This is a genomic window from Nocardia sp. NPDC004654, assembly GCF_040609595.1.
Taxonomy (GTDB): domain Bacteria; phylum Actinomycetota; class Actinomycetes; order Mycobacteriales; family Mycobacteriaceae; genus Nocardia.
In genome coordinates, this window is the sequence record NZ_JBEXKI010000009.1 from 40,218 (window position 1) to 62,160 (window position 21,943).

Annotated in this window: 20 protein-coding genes; 11 read left to right on the plus strand and 9 right to left on the minus strand. The window is 68.1% G+C overall.

Annotated features, from left to right (window positions below):
* Positions 1–338: 338 nt before the first annotated feature.
* The gene (locus tag ABZV58_RS27845; protein WP_355003131.1) at positions 339–1,919 is read right to left on the minus strand and encodes a putative glycoside hydrolase; all 1,581 of its coding nucleotides are present in this window, start codon (positions 1,917–1,919) and stop codon (positions 339–341) included.
* Between the two features lie 114 nt (positions 1,920–2,033).
* Here ABZV58_RS27845 and ABZV58_RS27850 point away from each other — a divergent pair, with 114 nt between their 5' ends.
* Positions 2,034–3,047: a polysaccharide deacetylase family protein gene (locus ABZV58_RS27850; protein ID WP_355003132.1), complete on the plus strand. Its 1,014-nt coding sequence runs from the start codon at positions 2,034–2,036 to the stop codon at positions 3,045–3,047.
* 13 nt (positions 3,048–3,060) lie between these two features.
* Here the strand turns inward: ABZV58_RS27850 and ABZV58_RS27855 are convergent, their stop codons facing one another.
* Positions 3,061–3,909, minus strand: a complete 849-nt coding sequence (locus ABZV58_RS27855; RefSeq protein ID WP_355003133.1) for an aminoglycoside 6-adenylyltransferase — start codon at positions 3,907–3,909, stop codon at positions 3,061–3,063.
* 467 nt (positions 3,910–4,376) lie between these two features.
* Here ABZV58_RS27855 and ABZV58_RS27860 point away from each other — a divergent pair, with 467 nt between their 5' ends.
* On the plus strand, positions 4,377–5,075 hold the full coding sequence (locus ABZV58_RS27860) for a hypothetical protein (protein ID WP_355003134.1): 699 nt from the start codon (positions 4,377–4,379) through the stop codon (positions 5,073–5,075).
* Positions 5,076–5,121: 46 nt separating this feature from the next.
* Here ABZV58_RS27860 and ABZV58_RS27865 read toward each other — a convergent pair whose 3' ends face one another.
* Positions 5,122–5,283: a hypothetical protein gene (locus tag ABZV58_RS27865; protein WP_179831081.1), complete on the minus strand. Its 162-nt coding sequence runs from the start codon at positions 5,281–5,283 to the stop codon at positions 5,122–5,124.
* Positions 5,284–5,642: 359 nt separating this feature from the next.
* Between ABZV58_RS27865 and ABZV58_RS27870 the strand changes: the two genes are divergently transcribed.
* Positions 5,643–6,836: a hypothetical protein gene (locus ABZV58_RS27870; RefSeq protein WP_355003135.1), complete on the plus strand. Its 1,194-nt coding sequence runs from the start codon at positions 5,643–5,645 to the stop codon at positions 6,834–6,836.
* 326 nt (positions 6,837–7,162) lie between these two features.
* Positions 7,163–7,402 carry a hypothetical protein gene (locus ABZV58_RS27875; RefSeq protein ID WP_355003136.1) on the plus strand — a complete coding sequence of 80 codons (240 nt, stop codon included), beginning with the start codon at positions 7,163–7,165 and terminating at the stop codon, positions 7,400–7,402.
* A gap of 48 nt (positions 7,403–7,450) precedes the next feature.
* Here ABZV58_RS27875 and ABZV58_RS27880 read toward each other — a convergent pair whose 3' ends face one another.
* Positions 7,451–7,912 carry a hypothetical protein gene (locus tag ABZV58_RS27880; RefSeq protein WP_355003137.1) on the minus strand — a complete coding sequence of 154 codons (462 nt, stop codon included), beginning with the start codon at positions 7,910–7,912 and terminating at the stop codon, positions 7,451–7,453.
* Between the two features lie 236 nt (positions 7,913–8,148).
* On the opposite strand from ABZV58_RS27880, the gene ABZV58_RS27885 reads away from it, so the two are divergent.
* The gene (locus tag ABZV58_RS27885; RefSeq protein ID WP_355003138.1) at positions 8,149–10,029 is read left to right on the plus strand and encodes a cutinase family protein; all 1,881 of its coding nucleotides are present in this window, start codon (positions 8,149–8,151) and stop codon (positions 10,027–10,029) included.
* Positions 10,030–10,168: 139 nt separating this feature from the next.
* The gene (locus ABZV58_RS27890) at positions 10,169–11,059 is read left to right on the plus strand and encodes a manganese catalase family protein (RefSeq protein WP_355003139.1); all 891 of its coding nucleotides are present in this window, start codon (positions 10,169–10,171) and stop codon (positions 11,057–11,059) included.
* Between the two features lie 42 nt (positions 11,060–11,101).
* Here the strand turns inward: ABZV58_RS27890 and ABZV58_RS27895 are convergent, their stop codons facing one another.
* The gene (locus ABZV58_RS27895) at positions 11,102–11,566 is read right to left on the minus strand and encodes a hypothetical protein (RefSeq protein WP_355003140.1); all 465 of its coding nucleotides are present in this window, start codon (positions 11,564–11,566) and stop codon (positions 11,102–11,104) included.
* A gap of 108 nt (positions 11,567–11,674) precedes the next feature.
* Here ABZV58_RS27895 and ABZV58_RS27900 point away from each other — a divergent pair, with 108 nt between their 5' ends.
* Both ABZV58_RS27900 and ABZV58_RS27905 read left to right on the plus strand, forming a co-directional pair.
* Positions 11,675–12,352: a phosphodiesterase gene (locus ABZV58_RS27900; protein ID WP_355003141.1), complete on the plus strand. Its 678-nt coding sequence runs from the start codon at positions 11,675–11,677 to the stop codon at positions 12,350–12,352.
* The gene (locus ABZV58_RS27905; RefSeq protein WP_355003142.1) at positions 12,349–12,741 is read left to right on the plus strand and encodes a hypothetical protein; all 393 of its coding nucleotides are present in this window, start codon (positions 12,349–12,351) and stop codon (positions 12,739–12,741) included. The genes ABZV58_RS27900 and ABZV58_RS27905 overlap by 4 nt, the downstream gene beginning before the upstream one ends.
* A gap of 11 nt (positions 12,742–12,752) precedes the next feature.
* Here ABZV58_RS27905 and ABZV58_RS27910 read toward each other — a convergent pair whose 3' ends face one another.
* The gene (locus ABZV58_RS27910; protein WP_355003143.1) at positions 12,753–13,655 is read right to left on the minus strand and encodes an alpha/beta hydrolase family protein; all 903 of its coding nucleotides are present in this window, start codon (positions 13,653–13,655) and stop codon (positions 12,753–12,755) included.
* 150 nt (positions 13,656–13,805) lie between these two features.
* A complete protein-coding gene (locus ABZV58_RS27915) occupies positions 13,806–14,774 on the minus strand; it encodes a YihY/virulence factor BrkB family protein (RefSeq protein ID WP_355003144.1) in 969 nt (322 codons plus the stop codon).
* A 233-nt stretch (positions 14,775–15,007) separates the two neighbouring features.
* Here ABZV58_RS27915 and ABZV58_RS27920 point away from each other — a divergent pair, with 233 nt between their 5' ends.
* On the plus strand, positions 15,008–16,567 hold the full coding sequence (locus ABZV58_RS27920) for a phosphatase PAP2 family protein (RefSeq protein ID WP_355003145.1): 1,560 nt from the start codon (positions 15,008–15,010) through the stop codon (positions 16,565–16,567).
* A 1,016-nt stretch (positions 16,568–17,583) separates the two neighbouring features.
* Here the strand turns inward: ABZV58_RS27920 and ABZV58_RS27925 are convergent.
* The gene (locus ABZV58_RS27925; protein WP_355003146.1) at positions 17,584–17,763 is read right to left on the minus strand and encodes a hypothetical protein; all 180 of its coding nucleotides are present in this window, start codon (positions 17,761–17,763) and stop codon (positions 17,584–17,586) included.
* 490 nt (positions 17,764–18,253) lie between these two features.
* Here ABZV58_RS27925 and ABZV58_RS27930 point away from each other — a divergent pair, with 490 nt between their 5' ends.
* Positions 18,254–20,191: a hypothetical protein gene (locus tag ABZV58_RS27930; RefSeq protein WP_355003147.1), complete on the plus strand. Its 1,938-nt coding sequence runs from the start codon at positions 18,254–18,256 to the stop codon at positions 20,189–20,191.
* Positions 20,192–20,194: 3 nt separating this feature from the next.
* A complete protein-coding gene (locus tag ABZV58_RS27935) occupies positions 20,195–20,755 on the plus strand; it encodes a hypothetical protein (protein WP_355003148.1) in 561 nt (186 codons plus the stop codon).
* 14 nt (positions 20,756–20,769) lie between these two features.
* Here ABZV58_RS27935 and ABZV58_RS27940 read toward each other — a convergent pair whose 3' ends face one another.
* Entirely contained in the window at positions 20,770–21,900 is a 1,131-nt protein-coding gene (locus ABZV58_RS27940) for an amidohydrolase family protein (protein ID WP_355003149.1), read from the minus strand.
* Between the last annotated feature and the right edge of the window lie 43 nt (positions 21,901–21,943).

The following is a 21,943-nucleotide window of genomic DNA, read 5'->3' on the forward strand; positions in this document are numbered from 1 at the left end:
CGCCCACCGCCCCGGAAAAGGGCATGCCGATACGGCAGGTGAGCGGGGGAAGGGCTACCTGATCGAGGGGCGCGGCGCGGCGTGGCGCCACCGCTCAGCGGCGACAGACTCCGTGCGGGACGCGCATGAAGTCCACCGTGCGGCGGCGGATCAACGGCAGACCTGCCTCACCCATGCGGACCTCCCGTGCGCGGCGACCAATCGAACGTGCAAGCACTATCGCCGGGCGGGCTCGTCGCGACAATGATTCCGCGCAGGGCGCGTAATACTGTGGGCGCCCTTCTGGGCGTATCTTCGCCTGCGCTACGGGCATAGCGCGGGCTGTGGACGGCAGCGCGTCAGAGGTGATACCGCACGACGGGACTCCACAGCACGAAGCTGTCGATCCCCGCGGCCGCTGTCGCGTCGATCTGGGCCTGCACCTCGGCGTGGCCGTAGGTGACCCCGAGGCTGAAGTCCTGCAACCACGGCACCACCTTCGCGCCGGTGCCCTCGGTGACCCGCCGGAAATCTTGCAGTGAGCGCAGCACGATGTCGTAGGGCTGCGCGTTCGGGTTCGCGACGCCGTACTCGCCGGAGTTCCAATGCGAGGGGTAGACCATCGGCGCCACGTAGTCCAGGTGCGCGGCCATCATCGGGATGTCCTGGGCGATCTGGTCGGGGCGGGTGACTGCGATGCCGAACACCGCCGCGCTCTGAAAAGCGCCCGCGTCGTGTACCGGGTCCCGGCTCTCGCGCAGGAACTCCGCGATCGAGACGATCGGGTCCACCGTCGCGCCGGGGAACGCCATGCTCGACAGGCTGCCGTCCGGGCGACGGATGTAGTCGTACATGATCTCGTCGAAGCCGAGCGCGGCCGCTTCGACGGCGAGATCGATGTTGTACTTGCGCACCTCGGGGTGCGCGAAGTTGGTGAACGCGATCGCGCCGTAGTGGCTGGAATACGGCCGGCCACCGGGATTCTGCACGACCCAGTCGGTGCGCCCCCCGTGCCAGGCCCATTCGGCCAGCGTCGGGTCGCGGAACGCCACGATGCGGCCGATTACCCGCAGACCCATGTCGTGCAGCTGGGTCAGCGCGGCGCGCGCGTCGTATATCGCGGTGGCAGCGCCGGATTCACGCGCCAGTGGCACCTGGGAGTCGTAGCCGACGACGCCGTCCTCGTCCTTGATGTCGAGCTGGACGGTGTCGATGCGGCCGGAACGGGCCAGGTCGAGGACGCTCTCTCGCAGTCCGTCGTGCGACCACGCGTGCGCGGTGACGTGCACCGCCCTGATCCTGGGCAGCTCGATGGTCGCCGTGAGGGGCGTTCGGCTCGTGTTGCCGGCCGCGTCGACCGCGACGAGTTCGACGCCTGTCGGCGCGCGGGGCAGGGTGATCTCGAAGGCGCCGTCCTCGGCGACCTGCACCGAGACGGAACCGACCGAGACCGACTGCGCGCCGATCGCCTTGCCGCGCAGCGCGACCGGCTCGCGGTAGGAGCGCACCGGCTTGGTCGGGTCCAGCTGAATCGTGGGCGGCGTCGTGTCCACCGTGACGGAGGCGGTGGCGCGCGGACCGGAGCGCAAGAAGCCGAGCGGGCCGTCCGAAGGGATCTCGGCGGTGAATTCATATGTCCCGTCGGGCAGTACACCCGGGCGATAGACGACGTCGTCACCCTCGACCGCACCCGCCACCGGCGAGCCGTCGAGCTCCAGGCGGACGGCATCCGGATCGTGGCCCGCCGCGTCGACGCGCAGCGCCAGCTCCGGCGCGGCGGCGGCACCGACGACACCGGCGGGCAGTCCCGTCACCGCTAGCCGCTCTCCCTCGGGCCGAAAAGCCGTGATCAGGACCGCGACGGCGAGAATCGACCCGACGACGGTCACCGCGATCACCGCGAGCCGCCGAGCGCGGCTCTCCGGAACACGTTTGAGCAACGCGCACACCAACTTTCACCTCAGGTTCCCCTACTATCCACGGCGGCGCGCCCGATGTCGGGTATTTCGCCCATATGTCGTCGATTCGATGCGGGGCCCGCGTACGGTGAGCCGATGGCGAGCACTGGCGCCTTCGCGTATCGATGGGCATTGTCGGCACTGGTTTCCGCGCTGTTGCTCGGCTGCGGGACGACGGCGGAATCCGCTGCTCCCGAATCCGTTTCGACTTCGACGACATCCGAATCCGTGCCTGTGCGGGTGGACCCGGCCGCGGTCGGCGCGAACGAACTGGGGCTCGTCCCGGTGCTGATGTACCACCAGGTGACGCCGAACCCTGCGGGCGAATACGACCAGACGCCCGAGGAATTCCGCGCGGAACTCGAGCGGCTGTACCGCGAGGGCTACCGCCCGGTCACGGCGGCGGCCTATATCTCGGGCGCGATCGACATCCCCGCCGGCACCCACCCCGTGGTGCTGACCTTCGACGATTCGACCGTCAGCCAGCTCACGCTGACCGGCGACGGCCGCCCCGCGCCCGACAGCGCGGTGGCCGTTCTCGAGGAGTTCGGCGCCCGGCACCCGGATTTCCGGCCGACCGCGACCTTCTACGTGAACAACGAGCCCTTCGGCGACGACCCCCGCGCACTGGCCTGGCTCACCGAGCACGGATACGACCTCGGCGCGCACACCGCGTCCCACGCCAACCTCTCCGGGCTGGACGCGGCGGGGGTGCAACGCGAATTGGTGCAGAACTTGCGGGCCGTCGCCGCGGCCGCGCCGGGCGCCCGGGTGCGCACCATGGCGTTGCCGCTCGGCATCTTTCCCGCCGACCGCCGGCTCGCCGCCACGGGCGAATGGGACGGCACGCCCTACGCTTTCGAGGCCGTCATGCTGGTCGGCGCGGAACCCGCGCCCTCGCCGCACGGCCAGATCGACCCGGCCGGTATCCCGCGGATCAGGTCCGGACGCGGTGCCGTTCCGTTCGATTCGGCGCACTGGCTCGACCGGCTCGCCCAGGATCCCGGCCTGCGCTACACCTCCGACGGCGACCCGAGCCGCGTTTCCTTCCCGCGGAGCCTCGCGGCGGAACTCGGTGCGGCGTGGGCGGATCGGGCGCAACCCTACTGAGCGTCGCGCCGGCTCAGCGGTGCGCCCGGTACTCGGCGAGCAGCCGTCGCACACCGTCGACCAATTCGTCGCGCCACGGAAAACCCAGGCGGGCGGCCACTTCCGCGCCGACATCGGCGAACAGGTCGACCGTGGCGTCCAGCGCGCGCCGGGCGTCGGCGGCGTCGAAGCGGCCGAAGGTCTCGTGGACCCGCCGCCAAAGATCGGCGGGCAGCCACTCGTCCATGTGGTGGCCGATGTACCAGGTGTAACGCTGGCGGTCGGGGTCGGTCGCCCCGTACCACTCCAGCATCTGGAGCAGGCACTCCTTCATGGTGTTGTCACGGAACTTCGCCACCCACAGCTCACCGCGGTTCAGGTAGATCGGCACCTGAGTGGCCTCGAAGAAGAATTCCTCGGTGACCGTGGTGAATTCGGCGAGATCCGGCACGATCGGCTTCGGGGTCTCGCCCGTGGGCGCGGGGAGTCTCGCGGCCAGACCGGTGCGGTCCCAGTGCACGCGGAAGCCGCGCTGGTACAGCTCGTCGAGCCCGTGCTCGATCATGTCGGTGAGGCGTTCCTCGCCCGCGACGGTGACATCGATCTTGCGCCCGCCCGTGAACACGACGAGCAGGGGAGCGGGCCACGGGCGGTCCTCGTCCTCGAAGGACACGCTGAGCAGGACGGCGCCGAAACGGTCCAGCCAGCTCTGGTCGGCGAAGAGGTCACGCCACTGCGGAGTGATGATCTCCAAGTCGAGATCGGAGTATCGATCGATCCGGTCGCCGCGGCCGCGTGATCCGGTCTGCACGAGCGCGGTGATCCGGTCGTCCTGTCGCGCCCAGGCGACGACGGCGGCGAGGAGTTCCTCGGCATCCTCCATGGGACGACCGTACCAAGAAGCGGAATTCCGGCGGGCCAGATGGGATTCGGGCTGAAGCCGGGACCCGAGTCCCAGCTGACCTGCTCGGCGATGGTGGGCGCGTTTCGGGGGCATCGCGACCCACCCTGCAACCTCGGGGCTACCGAGGTGGTTCCAGCGTAAGCCAATGGTTTGCTATGCCAGCTCGATTCGGGTGAATGACGCCGTGTCGTTACCGAAAGCACGCAGACAGAGAGTATTTCTGGTCCTAATTCGCCGGATGTCACAAGGTGTTGCGCGATGCCTGCGAAGCGGTCACGGTCGCGCCACGAACGGCGCGTCGGACGCCACGTCGGGCAAAGAGTTGGACCGATCGGCTATGACAAGGCACACTTCGCCGTGTATTACCGCGGATTCTGTGTATCCCTCAGTGGTCGAGTGATTCGTGACCCCGCCCCACGGGCGGGACGCAGGAAAGGTCGTGGTCGATGATCCGGGAACGCGTGGACAAGGTCGTGCTGTCGGCGATCGACAAGGGCGCTCGCTGGCAGACGCCGTTGGTCGAACGCTACGGCGACTGGCTACGCGCCGCGCATCCGGACGAAACGCCCGAGCAGGTACTCGAACGTGTGCAGCGGCACTACCTGACCGCCGTGACGGCGAGCGGCGTCACGGTCGGTATCTGCGCCGCGGTGCCCGGCATCGGCGTGATCACCGGCTTGGCCGCGATGGGCGTGGAGACCGTCTTCTTCGTCGAGGCGTCGGTGCTCTACGCGCTCACTGTCGCCGCGATCCACGGCGTCGAGCCCGAGGAGGTTGCCCGCGAGACCGCGCTGGTGTCCGGGATCGTGTTCGGACCTGGTGGCGTCCAGTTCGTCGGCAAGAACACCGCGAACTCGGCCAAGAACTGGGCGTCCGAACTCGCGAACCGCATTCCCGTCGTGTCGAGTCTCGGCGAGGGGCCGGTCAAGCAGATCGTCGTGCGGACCATCGCCAAACGCAGCGTGCTCGCCTTCGGCAGGGTGATCCCGGCGGGCATCGGCGCGATCATCGGCGCGACCGGCAACCGCGTGCTGGCCAAGACGGTGATCTCCAACGCGCGCAACGCATTCGGCCCCGCTCCGGCGAGCTGGACCGCGGTCGAGCTGGAGGAGGAGCAGCGCGAAGAACCGCTCCTCGACGCATGAGGAACCGAAGTGAAGCTCTGGCGCGAGGCGGGGAATGCTGGAAGGGCTACTGCTTCGTGGTCCCGTAGCGAGTCTCGCGCGGAGTGGCAGGCCGGGCGCTCGAGCCGAACATGACGCGCTGCCACCACGGCTCGAGTCGGCTGGGTTCGGGCCAGATGACGATGGCGGGATCGGGTTCGGACTGCTCGGTTGCGGCGTTGTCGACCATGCGTGCCTCCTCGGCAGTGGGCTGGGCGCCGACATGGTCGTGTCGCGGTACACCGCGGCGTGCGACATTGCACCGGACCGACGGGCGAAACCCAAAGACTTCCTGCCCCCAAACGAGATGACGCGAACAGGACGCCGACCCACTTCGTATTCCAGGTATCGACAATTTTAGCTGATGTCAGCGTTGCCGGGCCGAAACTTTTCGGACAGGGTCCCCGTACTCAGCCCGGTTTGCGAACGCTGAGACAGGTGCGGCGCCCGATTCCGGCCGGTAGGTGGCGTGATATCGGTCTACGGTGGGAGTGTGGGTTGATGGCGACGGAGGAGAATTTCCGGTGCGCGGGTGGTCCGCCGAGGCGGATGATCAGATCCTCGGCGGCGCTCGTGGCGGCGCTGGCGCTGTTGCTCGGCGGGCTCGTCGGGTGCGGCGAGCAGCGTGGCGTCGTCGCGGCCGCGCCCGGTGAGGTCGTCTCGGTGACGCAGGTGCTCGGCGCGACGACGGAGCAGACCGCCGCGTACCTGAACCAGTGGGCGATTCAGACCCCGGTCCGCAACGGCGTCGACGCCTACCGGGTCGTCTACCGCACCTCGGGGCCCGACGGCGACGGCACCACCGCCAGCGGCCTCGTCGTCCTGCCCCGCGGCGAGGCGCGCAAGCTTCCGGTCGTCAGCTACGCGCACGGCACGATCGTGCGCAAGGACGAGGCGCCCTCGGCCGACGCCGAGACCGATCGGGCGCGGACCGTCCTGTTCGCGGCCGCGGGCTACGCAGCGGTCGCCCCGGACTACCTAGGTCTCGGCGAGGGCCCGGGTCCGCACCCGTACGCGCACGCGCCCACCGAGGCGAGCGCCTCGGCGGATCTGCTGCGGGCCGCCCGCGCGGTGGCCGAGCGAGAGGGCCGCGAACTCGACGGCACGCTGCTGGTCACCGGGTTCTCCCAGGGCGGCCAGGCCGCGATGGCCCTGGCCCAGCGGGTGGCCGCCGAGCCGGAATCGGGGTTCACCCTGGCTGGTGTCGCGGCGGTGAGCGGTCCCTACGCTCTCCGAGAGGTGCAGAAGCCCGCCGCGTTCGACGGCCGGATCACCCCGCGCGCCGCGGTGCTCTACATCGCCTACTGGCTCACCGCGATGAACCGGATCTACCACCTCTACGACGATCCGAGCGAGGCGTTTCAACCGCCCTACGCCGAGCGCGTCGAGCAACTCTTCGACGGTCGGCACGACATCCTCTCCGTCTCCACCGGGCTGCCCGCCACCCCGCGCGAACTGCTGACGCCGCGGTTCCAGGAACTCGCGCTCGACCCGACTGGCGCGGCGCTGCGCGCCATGACCGACAGCGACGGGGTCTGCGACTGGACGCCGCCTGCGCCGGTGCGGCTCTACGTCTCCTCGGCCGACCGCGCCGTGCCCGCCGCCAATGCCGAGCTGTGCCGGGCGGACCTGGGCGACCGGGCGAGCGTCGTCGATCTCGGACCCGTCGACCACTCGGCGACCGTGCGCTTGGCGCTGCCGCGAACACTCGACTGGTTCGGCGAGCTGGCCCCCGCTCCGTGACAGCTTGCGCGATCGACGAAACATCTTGTCGGGCAACGCCGCTGGTGAAACGCGTGCAGGTGGCGCGGGCGGCGATCATCGGTATATTGACCGTCAGGTCGGGGCTTCGATAGGAGAGATTCACTGATGCGTCAAAGATTGACGTTCGGCCTCGGCGTCGCGTCCGTCGTCATGGCAGCGGCCGGGTACTCGCGCCGCAAGCGGTCGCGCAGGAGCTCGCGCCCGGCGTTTCGTGCGAGGGATACAGCTGTCGCAACGACACCGACGACACCTACCGGGTGGAGTCCGTTGTGACGTGCTCGGATGGGGTCGGCCAGGTCCCGGTCGTGACGTACGCGCGGCCACGGGCCACGACCGACCTGGTGTTCGTTTGCCCGACCAAGACCATTCCGGGCCAGTTGCAGCAACAGCCGCCGGTCTTGAACCCGAATGGTCCGGGGTACGTCAACCCGCCGCCCACGATGGGCCCGCCGGAGATGAAGATCACTCATCCGGTGCTCGTCGAGCACCGCGGTGCTGTGGTCGACAACAACCCGCCGCAGGAGCCTTCGGGCTCGGCGAACTGATCGTCGCGGAAGGCGGGGTGCTCGCCGCCCCGCCTTCTCGCGTTGGGGTCAGGGAAGATTCGTTCGCGCGATCGGCATCGGCTGCTCGGGACCGCGCGCCTGCTGAACCGTGGCCGCCAAGGCATCGGTCGCAGGAAGGGGCGCGCGCCGGTATCGGCCGCGATGACTGGCGACGACGCCCGCCGCGATGGCGATCAGCACCGCCATCGCGGCGGCGAGCCAGTTCTTGCGCGACAGCCTCCGGGCCCGTCGGCGCGATACGGCCTCGTCGAGTGCACGCATCAACCGGTCTTCCAGACCGGCGGGCGGGGGCAGGGCATCGAGAATGCTCAACGCGGCCAACGTTTCTCGCGTCGCGCCGACCATCGCGTCGAACTCCGCGGCGCGTGTCCGATCGGCGGCCGCGCGTCGCCGCTCGATGAGTTCGCGCTCGATCTCGGTGACGGCGTGCATCGCGTAGGGGTAGGCCAGCTCGAGCAGGTCCGCGTCGGGCTGTTCTGGGGGGATCATCGGGTATCACTTCCTGTCGGGCATGCTCCGCCGTCGTCGCGCGCCGAGCCGGCCACGGTCTGATTCGATAGAAAGGACTTCGGTCAGCTCCCGCGCGCGGATTGGTCGATGAGGCGGTTTCTCGCGGCCAATGTGTGAAATTTGCGCGTTTCACCTCGGGGATCGGTGCGTCGCTGGTGAAATGGGTTGGCGATATTCGGGACTCGGCCCGCGCCGGAGCGGCAGGAGGTGCTCAGGTGAATCGATCCGACCGTTCCGCCAGGGGGCGGGTGCCGATCCTGCTGATCTCGGCGGTGATCGCGTTGGTCACCGTGATCGCGCCCGTCGTCGCTCGTGCGGAGGCGGACGCGGGTTGTCCAGCGGTCGCGGGGGTCTTCCTGCCGGGGACCTGGGAGACGAATCCGTGGGCGGACGAATCCGCGCCGGTGGGCATGCTCGCGCCGCTCGCCACCGCGCTGGCGACGGGTCTCGGCGACGCGTTCGACTTCCGCTTCCCGGCCTACGAAGCCGCGGCCTTCGACCGCATGCCCTACGGCGACAGCAAGGCGACCGGCGTCGAAGCGGCGACGCGCGCCATCGACGAGTTCGGCCGCGACTGTCCCGCAACGAAGTTCGTCCTCGCCGGATACAGCCAGGGCGCCGACGCGATGGGTGACGTGGCCGCGGCGATCGGCTGCACCGGCGCACCGGTCGCCGCGGACCGTGTGCTCGCGGTCGGCTTGCTCGCCGATCCGCGCCAGGGCACCGGCGGCGCGACCCTGGTCGGCCCGCCCGTGCCGGGGCAGGGCATCGCCGGGCCGCGTCCGAGCGGGTTCTGCGCGGTCTCGGCGGTGACAGCCCAGATCTGCGCGACCAAGGACAGGTACTGCTCGACCGACGCGGCCACCCACCCGCTGCTCGCCTCTCTCGGGAGGCTGCTCGCCCAGCCGACCGACGCCGACCAGACCACCGTGGACGACTCGAACACCACCGCGCTGAACAGCCTGCTTGCCTCCGACTTCGGCGACGTGCGCCTGGCGGAGCTGCCCGCCGCGATCGACCAGCTCGGTGGATACGGTGCCGCGGGGGCGCGCGCCACCGCGCGGCTGGCGGCCGCGGCGGGTGGGTTGGTCGCGTCGCTGCGCCCGCTGCGTGAACTGGCGGGCTGGATGGACGAACATCCCACGGCGCGAGACGAACTCGCCGATGGCTCGGCGTCGGAGCGGCTGGCGGCGGCCGTGCTGGACGGGGTGGCCCGATCCGATATCGGCGCCGCGCTGGCCGTGCTCGACGCACTCGCGGAGCCCGACCGCGAGCCCGCCGCTGTGACCGGCCACGCCGTTGCCGTCGTCGCCGGCGCGACCGCGCCGCTGCTCGAGCTGGTGCGCACCGAACCCGAGCAGGCGTTGCGCGAGGCATGGCGGGTGCTCGCCGAGCTGTGGCCCTCGGTGCTGATCGGGCGGATCGCGTCGGTGGCCGCCGACGCCGTCCATTTCGCGGCGCGGCTGCCCGCCGTCGGCGCGGCGCTGGGCCGTCTGGCCGATATGATCGCGAACGGTGTCGACTTCGCGGCCGTCGTGCGCGAACTGTACGACATTGTCGCGCAACTCAATTCGGCGTTCGCGCCGCTGCTGCGGACGGTGGGCGAGGACCTGCGCGAGGTGTCGCGGCTGCTCGGCCTGATCCCGGACGACAGCGGCGCCGTTCATCTCGCGGCGCAGTTGGTGCGCGCGGTCGCGGAGATCGACGCGCCCGCGCTGGTCGGTCAGGCGACCCTGTTGCAGGACGATCTGTGGGACGTCGTCCAAGCGTCGCGCTCCGGTGCGCCGCCGCTCGACCTCGCGGCACGGGTGCACGCCGTGCTCCCGACACTGTTCGGCTTCGTGACCCTGGCCGCGGACGACCTCACCGGCGCGGCGGGCGCGGAACTGCACCGGCTCACCCGCGACGTGCTCGGCACGGTCGGCTGCCAGGGACCGGACGCCGTGCTGCGCCTGATCTCGGAAGCGTTGAGCGCCACCGCTTTCGTCACCTCGGGCGCGCACCAGAGCTACGGCCACTACGTCATCGACGCCGACGGCCGAACCGCCGTCGACTGGCTCGCGCAGTGGTTCCTCGACCGCGCCGGGGACGCGTGAGGACGGACGACTTCACGCGTCGCTCATAGAAGGGCGCCAGGCCCGCCGACGGCGTTCGGCAGGTCTGGTTTCGGGGTTGGGCGTGGGGGTAGGCGGCACCCATCGGTGTTTTGCCACTTCACGACCATCGAGGAGAGAGATGTTCATCCACAACAAAGATCTCCAGTTCGAGGTGCGGGTGGACCGGCCGGACCCGCGGTTCGCGACCCTGTTGCAGGAACAGTTCGGCGGGGCGAACGGCGAGCTGAAGGCGGCGATGCAGTACTTCAGCCAGGCGTTCGTGCTGCGCAAGAAGCACCCCAAGATGTACGACCTGTTCATGGACATCGCGACCGAGGAATTCAGTCACCTCGAGATCGTCGGCTCGATGATCACCATGCTGCTGGACGGGCTCAACGACGATCTGAAGCAGGCCAACGAACGCTGCGACTGGATGCCGGTGATCGCCACCTCCGACGGGCGCGAGCAGGCTGTGCATCAGGTCGCGGCCGATCCGCTGTTCTTCTCGCTGTCCGGCGGCGGTCCCGACGTCAGCAATTCCGCGGGTGTGCCGTGGTCGGGGTCCTACGTGAACTCCAACGGCGAACCATCGGTCGACCTGCGCAGCAATCTCGCGGCGGAATCGCGAGCCAAGATCGTCTACGAGTACCTCAAGCAGTTCACCGACGACCCGGGTGTCCAGGACACGCTGTCGTTCCTGATGAGTCGCGAGGTCGCGCATTTCCAGCAGTTCACCGCGGCGCTGAACGAGCTCCCGGTCAACTTCCCTCCCGGCGCACTACCCGGCGACGACCGCTTCCAGAACGTGGCCTTCAACATGTCCAACGGTTCGGCGAGCGCCCGCGGCCCGTGGAACGAGGGACAGGGACCGTGGCCGGAGGGCATGGAGTGGCGCTATATCGAGAACCCGGCCTCCGAGTGGCTCGGCACCAGCGAGCGGGAGAACCACGGCGCGGAGACGAATCCGGAAGGAAGCCCCGCGGTGGAAGGCAGCAAGCCGTTCACGCACGAGCAGCACACTCCGGCCTGAGATCGAGGCGCACCGTGGCCGTCCGTGCGCGGGCGGCCACGGTCAGGCGGCGGAAACTCCCGGCTGCCAATCGAAGTCGACCTCGGTCGGGTAGCCGTGCCTGGCGCGGTCGAAGTGGGAGCGGGTGACCCGGGTGTCCTTGGTGAGCGCGTCGACGATCTGCCAGCCGACGGCGTAGGGCTCGCGGTGCAGTTCCGACCGGGTGGTCGCGGACAGCCGCACCCGCGTCATGTCGCCGGCACAGGAGAGGGTGCAGTCGAGCGTCGAGTCGTCGGTGGCGGAGTCGACGAGCTTGCGCGCTACCTCCTCGACGATCAGCCCTAGCTCGGCCGCGCCGTCGGCGTCGGCGTAAGCGACCACCGCGGTGGATTCCACGGTCGTGCGCAGCATCGTCAATCCGATGGGCCGGGCAGGTACCCGCACGCTGACCGTCTCGATGGTCGGTCGGAGTGCTCGGGTCGATGTCATCGTGTTCACCGCCTTGCGGTACTGGGATGTGATTGTCATCGCCTTTGGAGTACCCACGAGAGCGCTCCTGCCACATCGCGGCCCGGTTTATTGTCCGCGCGGCGGGGCAGTCGGTGGATGTCGACCGCCCCGATCGAAGGAGTCGCGATGACCGATCTCGCAGCGGATGCCGTGCGCGGTGTTTTCTCCGGAGTGGCGAAGTTGCGCCATGCTCGGGTCTTCCATCCGAACGGACTGCGCCTGTCCGGGCGACTGCACGCCGAACCCGAGTACGAGTACTTGTTCGGGGAGGGGGAGCGGGCGGTGCTCGCGAGGTTGTCCAAGGGCATCGGCACCCCGGCCGGGCTGCCGGACGTGCTCGGCCTCGCGTTGCGGGTACTCGATCGCGACGACCACCCGTGGGACTTCGCGCTGGCGACCACCGGCACCGGTTCGCTGAGCCGCTTCGTGATCACCCCGGCACGCAGCTGGCGCACGGCCAGGTACGGCTGCCTGATGCCCTACCGGCTCGGCGACTCCGCGGCGACCTGGATCTTCGCCGAACCCGACGACGACCAGCCGGAGACCCCGTCGCTCGACGCCCTGGCCGACCACCTGCGCGGGGAGCCCGCCACCTTCGTCCTCTCGGCGAGCGAGATGGGCAAGCCGGAGCGCAGGCTCGCCGAGGTCACGCTGCATCCGGCCGACCCCGGCGACTACCGCACCGACTTCTTCGACCCGATGACCAACCATCCCGACGAGGTCCGGATCCTGCCCGAGGTGATCGGGCGGGTGCGTGAACTCGCGTACGTCGGCAGCCGCAGCGGTCGCGGCGAACAGCCATGAAAGCGGTCCGCCGGGTCGGTCGCCCGACCCGGTTGGCCGCGGTGCTGGCGCTGATCTCGCTGGCCGCGGCGTGCGGCGGCGATTCTTCCGAAGAGGATCCCGCCGCATCCAGTCCACCGCCCGGCCCGCCGCCGATTCCCGCCGTCACCATCACGATCCAGGATCTGGCCTACCCGCGGACGCCGCCGATCACCCCCAACGCGGACATCACGGTGGTGAACAACGATCTGGTGGAACACAGCATCACCAGCAAGCGGCCCGGACTGTTCGACCACGACATCGATCCGGGGCGGTCCGTCACCTTTCCCGCGCCCGCCGAGATCGGCTCGCATCCGTTCTATTGCCGGTACCACGGACTGATGGACGGGTGGCTGAGCGTGCGGCAGTAGCCGGACCCGGCTCACGCGCCGATCGCACCGGCCAGATGCGGCCACGACTCGTGCAGATCCTGCTCGAACAGCCCCCAGGTGTGCGACCCGGTCGGCCGTTCGACGTGCACCGCGGAAATCCCGAGCTCGTCGAGCCGACCCGCGAACGCCGCGGTGCACGCGTTCGCGATGGCCTCGACGGGCGGGAAGGGCAATCCTCGGTCGATCGCTCCCGGTACGCCGGAGCCCGCGGACAGGTAGACGGCCTTGCCGGCCAACGCGCCCGCGCGGGCGAAGGCGTCGTGCGCGCGCCAACCCGCGCCGCCCGGCGGGCCCCACATATTGGCCGGGTTGGCCCCGCCGCGCACCACCTGCGCCGTCACGAAGGCGATGCCGAGCGAATCGGACGTCCAGGGGCATCCGCTGTAGGCGGCGACCGCGCTGTACAGGCCGGGCGCCTGGATGGCGAGGTCGACCGCGGAGGCCGCGCTCATGGAGACACCGGCGATCGCGTTGCGGCCGGTGGCGCCGAGCTGTTCGTCTACGACCGCGGGGAGTTCCTCGGTGAGGTAGGTCTGCCAGCGGTGGCGGCCGATCGACGGGTCGTCGGCCTGCCAATCGGTGTACATGCTGAACGCGCCGCCGACCGGCATCACCACGTTGACGTGCTTGTCGGCGAAGAAGCGCACCACGTCGGTGTCGTCCCACCAGGAGATGCCGTCCTGTCCGCCGCCGATGCCGGTCAGCAGGTACAACGTAGGCGCGGGACCGCCGCCCGCGGCGCGGATCACGCGGTTGGTCACCACGGCGTCCATGGACGGCGAATACACGTCCATCCGCACCGCCGCCTCGCCGAGCGGCGCCTCGCCGACCACGTGCGCCGCGGGCGCCGCGGAAACCGGCCGGACCGACGCGAACGACAGGCCGACGCCCACCGCGACAACACCTACAAGCGCGAAGAGATTCTTACGAGCCATCACCCTGAAGGGCTACCCCGGCAAGATCGCTTCTACCGCAAGGAGTTTCGTCGACACCAACATTGGGGTCTTGCGCTCCCGTAGCCGGATCGAGACGCTCGGCGAGCGCTAGTCCTCGTCCCGATCGGGTTCGTCCCGCGGCGGCAGGATGGGTTCGCTGTCGGCGGGCTGTCCCTCTTCGATGCGGCGCCCGCGCGCGAGCTCGGCGTCGAACTCCGCCCCGAGCAAGATCGCGACGTTAGACAGCCACAACCACACCAGGAAGACGATCGCCCCGGCCAACGAGCCGTACACCTTGTTGTAAGAGCCGAAATTGGTCGCATAGAAGGCGAATCCGGCCGACGCCACGATCCACAGCACCACCGCGAGCAGGCTGCCCGGCGTGAGCCAGCGGAAGCCGAGCTGACGAGCATTGGGCGCGGCCCAGTACAGCAGGGCGAACACCAGACTGGCCAGCACCGCCAGCACCGGCCATTTCACGATGCTCCACACCGTCACCCCGGCCGACCCGAGCCCGAGCCACTGGCCGACGGTGTCGGCGATGCGGCCGCTCACCAGGACGCCGATCGCGCACAGTGCGACGAGCAGCACGGTCACGGCCGTGAGTCCGAGGCGCAGCGGCAATGTCTTCCAGAGCGGCCGCCCCTCCTCGGTGTCGTAGACCGCGTTGGCGGCGCGCACGAACGCGCCGAGATATCCGGACGCCGTCCAGAGCGCCGTCGCCACACCGATGATCGCCAGCGGCCCGGCCAGTGAACGCGACCGCTGTAGCTCCTCGACGGCCTGCACCACGACCGTGTTGCCACCACCCGGTCCGATGTCGTCGATGGTGTCGATCAGCGAACGGGTGGCATCGGGTCCGGCCAGGCTCAGCAGCGAGGAGAGCACGATGACGCCAGGAAACAGCGATATCACGCTGTAATAGGTCAGCGCGGCGGCCCAGTCCGTCAGATTGTCCGACCGGAACTCCGTAACGGTACGACGCAACACGCCCCACCACGATCGCCACGGCAGCGCCAGTGGCCCGCCGATATGGGCGCGCGCTCGCACCCGCCGCGCCGTCGTCGCTTCCGCCATCACACCAACCTCCGTCCTTCTGGCGCGTACCCGGCGAGCAGTAGGTGAAACGGGCCGCCATCCCCCGCGGACGCCTTGCGTGGCAACAAGCTTCGCTCCCGCTGGTTCTCGGTCAGGCGGGCGGCGGTCTGGAAGGCGGCGCGCGAGGTCTTTTCGTCGAATTCTCGTGGCCTCGGCCGAGCGTGCGCACGGTGTGCTGCGCGGCGCGTTGCGGGGGCTGTACTTTCGACGGGGTGAGCGCGTGGTTGGGCCGGACGTTTCGCCGGGTGGAGCAGATGGATCGGGCGGTTACCGGTGCGGTGGCACGGATTCCGACGACGGCGGTCGATCGCGGCATGGTGCGGTTGACCCGGGCGGCGGACCATGGCGTGCTGTGGACGGTCCTCGCGGCGGTGCTGGCCACCCGCCAGGGTGCGACGCGCCGGGCGGCGCTGCGCGGCGTCGTCTCGGTGGCCGGGGCCAGCCTGACCGTCAACCTGATACTCAAATCGCTGATCGCGCGCCGCAGACCGGCCGCGCAACTGCTGCCGCCGCATCGGCGCCTGGTCCGGGTGCCGACCTCCTCGTCGTTCCCCTCCGGGCACAGCGCGAGCGCCATCGCGTTCGCCACGGCGGTGGCGCTGGAGAGTCCGCGCACCGCGGTGGTGGTGGCGCCGGTGGCCGCCACGGTCGCGTACTCCCGGGTGCACACCGGAGTGCACTGGACCTCCGACGTGGTCGTCGGCGCGGCCGTCGGGGCCGGTGTCGCGATGGCCTCGCGCCGCTGGTGGCCGGTCCGTGAATCCGACGAGGCCGCGGCGCGCGCGGTGCGTGAGGTGCCGATGCTTGTCGAGGGCAAAGGCCTTGTCCTGCTGGTGAATCCGGTGTCCGGCGCTCCCGGCTACGACCCGACCGACGACATCGCCGCCGCGCTGCCCGCGGCCACCGTGCTGCGCACCGAGCCCGGCCGCGATTGCGTCGAGCAGCTGGAGGAGGCGCTGGCGGCGCGCACCGAGCGGGCGTTCGCGGTGGGCGCGGCGGGCGGTGACGGGACGATCGGCGCGGCGGCGGCCGTGGCGTTGCGCCACGAATTGCCGCTGGTCGTCGTTCCCACCGGAACCCTGAACCATTTCGCGCGCGATCTCGGCGTCTACGACCTGCGCGAGGTGGTCGACGCCACCGGCGCGGGCGAGGCGGTCGCGGTCGACATCGCGAGCGTGGAACTCGACACCGAGGACGGCGCGCGCACCCACTATCTGATCAACACCGCCAGCTTGGGCGCGTACCCGGATCTCGTTCGGCTGCGCGACAAATGGCAGCCGAGGTGGGGCAAATGGCCCGCCTTCGCGGCCGCCCTCGTGGTCGTCCTGCGGGACGCGCAGCCGGTCCGGATCCGCCTGAACGAGACCTGGCACGACGTGTGGTTCCTGTTCATCGGCAACGGCGCCTATCACCCGCACGGCGCGGTGCCCGCCTTCCGCGCCCGGCTCGACGACGGCATGCTCGACGTCCGCTGGCTGCGCGCCGACCTACGGTTCTCCCGCACCCGCGCGGTGCTGGCCCTGCTGCTGGCCGCCATCGGCCGCAGCAAGGTCTACAACGAACTGCAAGTGCCCGAGCTGATCGTGCAGGTGCGCGAACCGGAAGCGGTGGCGGCCGACGGCGAAGTACTCGGCGAAGCGCGCCGCCTGCGCTTCTCGGTGGCGGGCCAGGTCGCCGCCTACCGCCGCGACGAAGACAACCCCCGCTGGGCCGCCCGCCCCCGCCCCCACCACCGCCGCCCTTTCCGCCGCTGGATTCGATCCGCAACGTAAACGAAGGCGATGCACAGCCTGGAGCAAGCGCCGACCATCGGTCCCTGCCGGAAGCCCGAGATCACCGTCGCCGATTGGGAACTCGGCTCGATCATCCCCCGAGACCGACCGTACGGGTTACGACATGCACGACGTTCTGCTGCGCGTCTTCGACGACGGTGAAGTCCACGAGACCCGTTCCGCCGCCGCGTCCAACGCGATCACCAGCTTCAGTGCGGCGAAGGACTCAGCGTCGGAGCGGTGGCCAATCGACCGATCCGTCGCCGCCCCGTGGATCGCCGCTGAACGCGGCCGGTCCGCTTTCTCCGCGACACCGAAGCAACCACAGACCCAAACCCCGCAAATACAGTCTCGCCCCCCCGTATGAACGCCCGCCGTGCGTTGGTGCAAACACCGTTCACGCACCGTGCTGACCGCGTCCTGCCACCTCGCCGCGCACGAACTGCACACTCTGCGCCGCACAACGGTGGTGACGGTGGCCCTCTGTCGATCACCCGATTGTTGACACGGCCGCGACGCGTAGGTGAAGATATCTCAGCGGCACAGCTGTGCCTTGCCCCGAAGAGGGGACATTTTCAGTGGGGGTTCCCGCCAATCGGAGCTGCTCGGCAGCTAACCCCACCCTACGTTCGCACTGTTCCGTGCATTAGCTTCCAGTTCGACCGGAACGGCGAACCCGAGCCACGGCCAGACCTCGGACGCGGATGACACCTGCCTTCCTGCGGACAGACTTCCGTCGCAAAACGCTCAAAACGAACGACAGCAGCGCCGGGACTGGATTCCGCGCTCCCGCTCTTTTGACGAGGCGGCTTGAAACTACGCCCCGGCCAATCGGCCAGACGTCTTGCGGCGCTGTCCGCTATATCGAGAGGTCCAATCATGTTAGGCCCCGAACTTCCCGACTATTCCTGGGTCGCGGAGCGAGCAGAATGGTTCAGATCAGTCAGCCTTGGTCCCGATACCGCGAGACCGCGTGAAGAAGACCGGCTTCCGAGTGCCGATACGAGGATTTACAACTACCACGGAATGACGCCGAGAACGTCCGCGCAGATGGTCGAGCGCATAGAAGCGCGGAATTCGATGATCGAGGCAGCGCGGCGCACCCTCGCCACATCCGTCCCGTCGAACCGCGCTGTCGGTATCGAGGCCACGTCGGTGCCACCGACCTCCACCAACCAACCGTCGATCCGGTTCATTGATAGTCCCCTCGATCCTCGACTACCACCCGAAGTACATCCGAAGGAACGTGCACGCCAGAACAAACTCCAAGCGGAGGAAGAGAAGCGCAAGGGCGCGCCGCCACAAGAGCCAGAGCTGGTTATACCACCCACTTCGCAGGTGCCCGTTTCCCTGCCACCGGCCTCTGCTCCCGTTGGCCTACCGTCAGCTACACCTTCAGCATCGGCCAACCCTCCGCGCGACCTGTCCGGCGGGACTGTCCTGCCCGCAACGAACCTGCCTGTTGACGGTGGCGGCCGGGATGTCCAACAACAACTCGGGCCTATTACGAATAACCGTGTTCTCCAACAGATATACAACCTCGACGGCGCTGCCACAGCCACGCCGACGCCCCAAGTAGTCAGATCCCTGCCTCATGAAAGCCCGCAGCCCGAGGACGCAGTGGCCGTTAGCCGAACTGTAATCGGCCAAGTAGTTCTAGGTCTAACGCCCGCCGGAGAAATGCAAATGCCAGCACATGATCCGAGCGTCGACCCATTGAGTATTTTGGCACCGGGCTCGACCGTTCCCTCAGGTCTGCAGCAGGGTGAGCTGGCACCCGAAGGTAGCCTGATCGACATCCTGAGCCGTGCCGGTATGGAAGCGCCCGCACATGATGCTGCCGCAGCGGAGGAAAACACCGAACCCAGCCTGGTAGGCAAGGTCTGGGGCGCAGCGACTAGCCTCGGGCGCGGCGCGATCGATTTCGTCACGTCACCCTTCGAGGGCGTCGGCACAACGTTCGATCAGGCTTCGTCGGTTCGCGCGGGCCGCGATGGAATAGGTCCGACCGCTCCGCCAAGAGACGAATCGGCGACCAGCCGGGCTGTCATCGACACCGGTACATCGGTCATCGGTTGGGTAGGTGACCTCGCGTCGGGGCTGAACCCTTACCCTGAAACTCGCGCCGCATTTGATCCCATGAATCCGACTAAACGGGCTGGATCTTTGGAAGATCAGCAACGCTTCACGGATGCGATCGACAGCGCGGCCGACTTGACAGTGGTGCCGGTCGGCCGGGCAGGCGTTGTTCTATTGGATACAGCCTACAACGGGCTGCAATTCGACAACATCATGGAAGGCTTACACACCAAGCCGGGGCCGGATGGCACTTTATATACTCCCGATTTTCAGACCCGTCCCCAGCATCATCCGCTCGAAGTCGCATTCTCAGCAGTCGTAGTGGCGTCGCTCGCATTTCCTGCCGCAAGTGCCATCGAGCGCGTCGGCGCAGCAGCGGCGGGACGTCAGGCAGTCCAAAGGGCAGCCGCCCAAGGCGCTACCCGCGAAGAAGCAATTGCGGCGGGCGAACGGGCCGTTCGAGACTACTTGCTCGGTCCGTTTTCCGCGCATCGCGGAAATCCGCTCGGCCCCCCCAACAACTCAACTCAGACGGTTGGTGAGGCTACTCTAGAAGGCGAAATTGGAGCAGTCCTAGATTTTCCGTGGTATCGAGAGAATCCGAGAACATTCGACTTTCCATCAGGGAATGTCCTGCCTGGCATGGGTGCGCCCCGGGCGCCGCTTGGACAGTCGATGGCACCAACTCGCCTACCTCAGTTCCGGCCGACTGCCAATTCGTTCGAGTTGCCCAAAGCTAGCTCATTTACCGGCGACCCTCTTCCGCTCAACGAGGTGCAGATGCGTCAGTTGGCGGCGGCGGACAGGCGCCTCCGAAATGCAGGTATGGAGGTGGACGATATCTACGGCACAGCGTGGCCCACTCATCCGGGTCGACTGCGCCTCGCGAAGGTGATGCAAGACACGCGGTTCGGTTCGAAGATCGCGCCAGTTCTGGATTCCAGGGCGTTCAGGTTCGCATTGGAAAACGGGGGATACCGTAATCCGCGTGAGTTCGCAGACCTGTTCGAATACTACTCTGCGCGCTTCCATATCGTAAAAAAAGAGGCGCAGGAAAATGCCGCCTCTTATCCAAATAGGTCTCTAGATGCGGTGGCTGTCGAGAATATGGACGACTCATTGATATCCGCCGATCTCGCTCGCGACATTGCATACGTCGAGTCGGGTGTTCGACAGCCCGCTTTTCTTTCGCCAACGCTAGACGGCGCGGCTTTGGAGAAAGCGGTCCGGCAACTAGAGTACATCGGTTTCGGTAGACCGGCAACCGCAGCATATCATCCTTACAAACACTACAAAGAGATACCGCCGGAAGATGCCCTCGGTGTGTCGATTCTCGACGAATACTTCGACAGCGCGGCAAAGACGGTGCGGGAAGGTACGCTCGGCAACCTGTACGTCCAGAGCAATGGCAGCCGTACGCTGATTTTCCAGCGCACTTTTGTGGATAGCGACGGAAACGACCGCGTCGTCCAAGCTATAGTTAATGTCGACGCCAATGGCAGGGCAATACTGGCGACCTATGGTCGAGCGAAGAGCAGGAAGTAGACTGTGATCATCAATTTTCCTTCGTCCCAGCAATGCATGGTCAACGTGCTGGCTGGCCTCCGTCGTGACCTGGAGCACTCGGCCTCTGGCGCTGCGAATGCCATACGCCGGACCGCAGGATTTGCGGACACGATGGCCGCGCTGGTCGGCGTGCACGCGGGGCTCTGTGGTGACGATGCGCCTACGCCGCAAGAATTGGCCGATTTCGAAATCGCAGTAGCAGCACTGCTCCAAGAGGACCAGCCCGCGCTCTCGCTCTACATCGGCGAAACCCTCACGGAAACGTTCCGCGCACGCAGCGGCGGTTGGTTCGAACCCAGCCTGCGGCGATCGGCGCTCCAGTTGCTGTGCGACCAATACCCGGGCGTGGCAAACCGGCTCAGCGAAGACAACAGGGAAGATCTTGCCGAGATCGACCAGACGCTTCGTGAGGTTGCCCCGGATATCGAACCTTTGGCAGAAGAAGAAATTCCAACCGGACTGCCCGAAAGTCACTGGTGGTGGCGGCTTCCCAGTGGAAACTCCGCCGACGTCGAAGAGTGGGAAATGTGGGATGAGCTCTAATAGTGCTCAGCGGCTTACGTGTTCACCGCTTCGGCGAGGCGAGGGAGTTGGCGGAGGGGGTTGTGGCGTTCGATTTCCATGCGTTGGTCGGCGTCGAAGATGTTGCTGAGGCCGGGAGCGGGGTCGTGGTCGCCGGTTTGGGGGAGGGTGGCGGCGCTGAAGGGCCAGTCGGAGCCGAAGACGATGTGGTCGCGAGTGGTGACGGTGAGAACGCTGGCCATCGCGGCGGGGTAGCCGCTCAGCGCGGTGTCGTAGTAGAAGCGCGAGATCAGGTTCTGGATGTCGAGGATGGAGGGCTTGGGCAGGTCCTGCGGCCACAGGTCACCGAGTACCGTCTGCGACGCCACGCCGATGCGGTGCGACAGGAACGGCAGGGTGCCGCCCGCGTGCGAGAGCTGGAACCGGATGTCCGGGTAGCGCTGGGTCATGCCGGTGACCATCATCATGGTCGCGGCGCGCGTGGTGTCGAAGGTGAACTCTTCCATGAAATCAGGGAGGGGGAGTTCGGGTTTCGCGTCGGCGAGGATGGCCGCGGGATGCACGAAGACGAACGCGCGGCGCTGGTTCAACGCGATCATCAGCGGTTCGTAGCGTGGGTCGCCGAGGTAGACGCCGTCATAGGCCGAGAGCAGCACCACACCGTCGAGGCGCAGGGTCTCCAGCGCGTAGATCGCCTCCTCGATGGACGCGGCGATGTCCGGCATCGGCAGTACCGCGAACGCGCCGAAGCGGGTGCGGTGGGTCTTGATCAACTGGGCGGCGTAATCGTTGCAGTAGCGGGCCAGATCGTTGGCCTCCTTGCCGTGCAGGAACGACACACCGGGATCGGAGACCGAAAGTGCCTGCGCCTGAATGCCGTAGTAGTCCATGAAGGCGAGGGCGTCCTCCGGTGACCATGTGGGCGTCGGGTAGCCGCCGATGGTGAAGTGGCCGTGCGCGAGCAGCGCCGCGCGGTAGTCCGGCGGCAGGAAATGCGCGTGCAGGTCGATGCGGTAGGTGCCGCTCGGGGCGGGCTGCCTGCGGATGGGTGCGGCTTGCGCACGCGCGGTGGAGAATTCCGGCGCGGCCCCGAGCGCGGCGACACCAAGGGTGCCCGCGGCGACGCCACCGAGCATGCGCCGACGAGACAGGGTGGACTCGGTCATGAGACTCGCTTTCTGGAGGATTGGTCAGGCGGGCGCTCGGTCA

What these genes read in the sequence shown, in the direction of transcription:
- ABZV58_RS27850 (WP_355003132.1), top strand. Translation starts at nt 2,034, where the DNA reads ATGGCGAGCACTGGCGCCTTCGCGTATCGATGGGCATTGTCGGCACTG.
- ABZV58_RS27855 (WP_355003133.1), bottom strand. Translation starts at nt 3,909, where the DNA reads ATGGAGGATGCCGAGGAACTCCTCGCCGCCGTCGTCGCCTGGGCGCGA.
- ABZV58_RS27860 (WP_355003134.1), top strand. Translation starts at nt 4,377, where the DNA reads ATGATCCGGGAACGCGTGGACAAGGTCGTGCTGTCGGCGATCGACAAG.
- ABZV58_RS27865 (WP_179831081.1), bottom strand. Translation starts at nt 5,283, where the DNA reads ATGGTCGACAACGCCGCAACCGAGCAGTCCGAACCCGATCCCGCCATC.
- ABZV58_RS27870 (WP_355003135.1), top strand. Translation starts at nt 5,643, where the DNA reads ATGATCAGATCCTCGGCGGCGCTCGTGGCGGCGCTGGCGCTGTTGCTC.
- ABZV58_RS27880 (WP_355003137.1), bottom strand. Translation starts at nt 7,912, where the DNA reads ATGATCCCCCCAGAACAGCCCGACGCGGACCTGCTCGAGCTGGCCTAC.
- ABZV58_RS27890 (WP_355003139.1), top strand. Translation starts at nt 10,169, where the DNA reads ATGTTCATCCACAACAAAGATCTCCAGTTCGAGGTGCGGGTGGACCGG.
- ABZV58_RS27895 (WP_355003140.1), bottom strand. Translation starts at nt 11,566, where the DNA reads ATGACAATCACATCCCAGTACCGCAAGGCGGTGAACACGATGACATCG.
- ABZV58_RS27900 (WP_355003141.1), top strand. Translation starts at nt 11,675, where the DNA reads ATGACCGATCTCGCAGCGGATGCCGTGCGCGGTGTTTTCTCCGGAGTG.
- ABZV58_RS27905 (WP_355003142.1), top strand. Translation starts at nt 12,349, where the DNA reads ATGAAAGCGGTCCGCCGGGTCGGTCGCCCGACCCGGTTGGCCGCGGTG.
- ABZV58_RS27915 (WP_355003144.1), bottom strand. Translation starts at nt 14,774, where the DNA reads ATGGCGGAAGCGACGACGGCGCGGCGGGTGCGAGCGCGCGCCCATATC.
- ABZV58_RS27925 (WP_355003146.1), bottom strand. Translation starts at nt 17,763, where the DNA reads ATGAACCGGATCGACGGTTGGTTGGTGGAGGTCGGTGGCACCGACGTG.
- ABZV58_RS27930 (WP_355003147.1), top strand. Translation starts at nt 18,254, where the DNA reads ATGCCAGCACATGATCCGAGCGTCGACCCATTGAGTATTTTGGCACCG.
- ABZV58_RS27940 (WP_355003149.1), bottom strand. Translation starts at nt 21,900, where the DNA reads ATGACCGAGTCCACCCTGTCTCGTCGGCGCATGCTCGGTGGCGTCGCC.